Here is a 4,028-nt window from a genome sequence, read left to right as displayed (position 1 = left end):
GTATGAAAAAACGTACAAAATCGTGGGGGTAACCGCTAGATGCGGCGATTTTGTATGAAAAAACGTACAAAATCAAGTTTTATCTTCCCGTTCATTAACCCGTAGGGTGAATGTGTGACAAGTCGAGCCCGATTTCTATATTCAATTGCGCTTATTCAGCTGGGTGGATTCGCGACCCGGAGGTTGCAAGAGAAATGGTTTATTTCAGAAATACGACGAGCCATTTATATAGTGAGGAAAAAGCGGAGGAGTCGTATCACAATATCCTAGCAAAGTTTTACCCGGAATTGAGGTATATTCAGATACAGATGGAAGGTGCCGTTGTTGAATCTACCGGATCCAGTCAAGAATAGATTGCTTGAAACCTTCAGGTCAATCGATCAAATAAAGGAAGTGTACTTATTCGGGTCAAGGGCGCGAGGAGATCATAGACCTAACTCCGACATTGATTTGGCAATCGTAGCTGACGGAGTTCGAAGCTCCCACCTCGCTCAAATTCAAGAAGCTGGCGCGCTGTATCAGGTAGACATCGTCGTACTGAGCGATAGGAGCATAACTCCAGAGTTTATTGAAGAAATCAACGCGGACAAGATTCAAATCTATTCGAGGTAGATCATAAAAGTCCCGGCACACAAGGTGTCCGGGACTTTTATATGGCCCAACTACAGCTTGCCTGCCGCAATATCCTCGAGATAATGGCAAGCGGCCTGGTGGCCCGGCAGCATGCCCACGGCGGTACGCAGCTCCGGCACCTCGCTGCGGCAGCGATCCGTTGCGAACGGGCAGCGGGTGTGGAAGCGGCAGCCGGCAGGCGGGTTGATCGGCGAAGGGACGTCGCCCTTCAGGATCATCCGGTTCTTCGTTACCTCCGGATTCGGAGTCGGGATCGCCGACAGCAGCGCCTTCGTGTACGGATGCGAGGGCTTCTCGAACAGCGACTTCTTGTCCGCGATTTCGACGATCCGGCCGAGATACATAACGATAATCCGGTCGGAGATATGGCGAACGACGCCGAGATCATGCGAGATAAACAAATAGGTCAGCTTGAAATCACGCTGCAGCTTCTTCAGCAGGTTCAGAATTTGCGCTTGAATCGATACGTCCAGCGCCGAAACCGCCTCATCACAGATAATGAGCTTCGGGTTGAGCGACAGCGCGCGGGCAATACCGATCCGCTGACGCTGTCCGCCGCTGAATTCATGCGGGAACCGGTCGGCCTGCCATGCTTTTAAACCTACCGTTTCCAGCAGCTCGATTGCGCGGTCGCGGCGTTCGGCTTTCGGTACGATATTCTGGATTTCCATAGCTTCTGTCAGTACATCGATGACTGTCTGACGCGGGTTGATGGATGCATACGGATCCTGAAATATAATTTGCATGTCCTTGCGCTTCTTGCGCATCTCGGACTTCGAAAGCTTCAATACATTGTCCCCGTCGAACTGAATTTCTCCAGCTGTAGGCTCTTCGAGGCGAAGGATAGCGCGGCCTGTCGTTGACTTGCCGCAGCCCGATTCGCCGACGATGCTGACCGTTTCCCCTTCGTACACCTCGAACGAGATGTCGTCAACTGCTTTGACGTGGTTAACCGTGCGACCCAAAAATCCGCCCTTGATCGGAAAATATTGCTTTAATCCTTTAACCTTCAGTAGTTGTTTCATGGCTTACCGCTACCTCCTTATCGCCCGTCCACTCATCCGTATACATCCAGCAGCGAATGTGGCTGCCGTCCTCTGTCGGAGTTAGCTCCGGATTTCGCTCATGGCACAGCTCGTTCGCATGCGGGCAGCGCGGTGCGAACCTGCAGCCCTTCGGCATATCGAATGGGCTCGGAACGGAGCCTTGAATAGCCTGAAGCTCCTCCTGGTCAACATCGTGGCGCGGCAGGGAGTTCAGCAACCCCACGGTGTACGGATGCTTCGGGTTAGCGAATAGAGACCGCACATCGGCATATTCAACCACAGCACCGCAGTACATAACCGCGACATAGTTGCACGTTTCGGCAACGACGCCAAGATCATGGGTAATCATAATGACCGACATATTCAGCTTCTGTTGGAGCTCCTTGATCAGCTCCAGAATTTGCGCCTGGATCGTAACGTCAAGCGCAGTTGTCGGCTCATCGGCAATGAGCAGATCCGGGTTGCAGGCAAGCGCCATGGCGATCATGACGCGCTGGCGCATACCGCCGGACAGCTCGAATGGATATTGATGCACCCGCTTCTCGGGAGAAGGGATGCCCACCAGCTTAAGCATATCGATCGACTTCATGATCGACTGCTTTTTGGACATGTTTTGATGAATTTGCAACGCTTCGCCGATTTGCTCACCGATCGTATAGACAGGGTTGAGCGATGTCATCGGCTCCTGAAAAATCATCGAAATTTTGTTGCCGCGAATATCGCGCATTTCCTTCTCGGACTTGGTCACGAGATCTTCGCCGTTAAACAAAATTTGGCCGCCCACGATTTTGCCCGGATTTTGGATCAGACGCAGGATCGACAAGGACATGATGCTTTTGCCCGAGCCGGACTCGCCTACGATGCCCAGCGTCTGTCCCTTGGGAACGCTGAGGGTAACTCCATCGACGGCCTTCACCTCGCCGCCGTCGGTAAAGAAGGAAGTTCGCAGGTTGCGCACTTCAAGAATAGCTTTATGTTCAGCCAACGTCAGGCACCTTCTTTCTGCATATAAACTAGGATTACTGAAGCTCAATCCGCTTGTTCAGATAGCGGTACGAGACGTCAACCGCCAAATTCACGAATACGAAAAGCAGGGAAATGATCAGAATTGTGCCTTGCACCATCGGGAAGTCGCGGGCCTGGATGGACTGGATCACGAGGCGTCCCATTCCGTTGATGGCGAATACGCTCTCGGTCAGAACAGCGCCGCCAAGGAAGCCGCCGAATTCAAGGCCGACAACGGTAACGACAGGAATGAGGGCGTTCTTGAGCGCATGCCGGAAAATAACGATCCGCTCGCTTACCCCTTTAGCCCGTGCCGTACGAATGTAATCCTGCGTAATGACTTCAAGCATGCTGGAGCGGGTCATACGCGCGATAATCGCTGCGCCGCCCGTTCCGAGTGTAATGACCGGAAGAATCGTTTGCTGCCACGAGCCCCAGCCGGATGGCGGCACCCACATGAGTCCGTTTGCAAAATACTGGATCAGCATCAGCCCTAGCCAGAAATTCGGCATCGATAGGCCGAACAGAGCGATAATCATGATTGAAACATCGGACCAGGTGTAATGCCTGACGGCGGATACGATACCCGCAATAAGACCGAGAAACACACTCAAAATCGTACTGTAAATTGCAAGCTCTACGGTGATCCAGAACCGGTGTTTGATTTCATTCAATACAGGACGGTTGCTCCTTACGGATGCCCCGAGATCGCCTTGAATGACGTTGCCCATATATTTGATGTATTGGACGGGAATCGGATCGTTAAGCCCCAGCTTCTCTCTCAGCTGCTCAACCTGCTCCTTCGGTGCGGCTTCACCGGCAATAATTTGCGCGGCATCCCCCGGAATCAAGTGCATGAGCGAAAATACGAGAATTGTGACACCGATAATGACGGGTATCGTTTGGACCAATCTGCGAACAATATACTTAAGCAATCGGTAGCACCTCTTTACCTGAAATTATTTCTTCATCTTCGGGTCTAACGCATCGCGAAGCCCGTCGCCAAAAATATTAAACGCAAGCACGACTACAACAATGGCAAGCCCAGGGAACAGCGCAACATGCGGATGATCGATCATGTAGTTCCGCCCGTCGCTCAGCATCGCGCCCCATTCTGGTGTCGGCGGCTGTGCGCCAAGGCCGAGGAAGGAAAGTCCGCTCGCTGCCAGAATGGCGGTAGCGATCCGCAGTGTCGCTTGAACGATAATCGGCGACACGATATTCGGAAGAATGTGCTTGAACAGAATACGTGCATCGCCGGCGCCTAGAGCGCGCACTGCATCGATATACTCCAGCTTTCGAGTTGCCAAGGTTGATCCGCGTACGATTCGGGCGAATGAAGGA

The 4,028-nt window shown here is 52.5% G+C and carries 6 protein-coding genes; 2 read left to right on the top strand and 4 right to left on the bottom strand.

Annotated elements, in window-relative coordinates; translation table 11 throughout:
* Nucleotides 1-110: 110 nt before the first annotated feature.
* Nucleotides 111-353, top strand: a complete 243-nt coding sequence (locus ACESLM_RS30370) for a nucleotidyltransferase substrate binding protein (protein WP_372638444.1) — start codon at nucleotides 111-113, stop codon at nucleotides 351-353.
* Entirely contained in the window at nucleotides 316-612 is a 297-nt protein-coding gene (locus ACESLM_RS30365; RefSeq protein ID WP_372638442.1) for a nucleotidyltransferase domain-containing protein, read from the top strand. Before ACESLM_RS30370 ends, ACESLM_RS30365 begins: the two co-directional genes overlap by 38 nt.
* 50 nt (nucleotides 613-662) lie before the next feature.
* Here ACESLM_RS30365 and ACESLM_RS30360 read toward each other — a convergent pair whose 3' ends face one another.
* The 4 genes from ACESLM_RS30360 to ACESLM_RS30345 all read right to left on the bottom strand — a co-directional run.
* Nucleotides 663-1,658: an ABC transporter ATP-binding protein gene (locus ACESLM_RS30360; RefSeq protein WP_372638440.1), complete on the bottom strand. Its 996-nt coding sequence runs from the start codon at nucleotides 1,656-1,658 to the stop codon at nucleotides 663-665.
* Nucleotides 1,636-2,664 carry an ABC transporter ATP-binding protein gene (locus tag ACESLM_RS30355; protein WP_372638438.1) on the bottom strand — a complete coding sequence of 343 codons (1,029 nt, stop codon included), beginning with the start codon at nucleotides 2,662-2,664 and terminating at the stop codon, nucleotides 1,636-1,638. The genes ACESLM_RS30360 and ACESLM_RS30355 overlap by 23 nt, the downstream gene beginning before the upstream one ends.
* A 34-nt stretch (nucleotides 2,665-2,698) precedes the next feature.
* A complete protein-coding gene (locus tag ACESLM_RS30350; protein WP_372638436.1) occupies nucleotides 2,699-3,619 on the bottom strand; it encodes an ABC transporter permease in 921 nt (306 codons plus the stop codon).
* A 24-nt stretch (nucleotides 3,620-3,643) separates the two neighbouring features.
* On the bottom strand, nucleotides 3,644-4,028 hold a 385-nt coding region (locus tag ACESLM_RS30345; protein WP_372638434.1), incomplete at its 5' end, for an ABC transporter permease.

It is taken from the genome of Cohnella sp. (assembly GCF_041641335.1).
Taxonomy (GTDB): Bacteria; Bacillota; Bacilli; order Paenibacillales; family Paenibacillaceae; genus Cohnella.
This window is presented reverse-complemented; position numbering and strand designations above follow the sequence as displayed.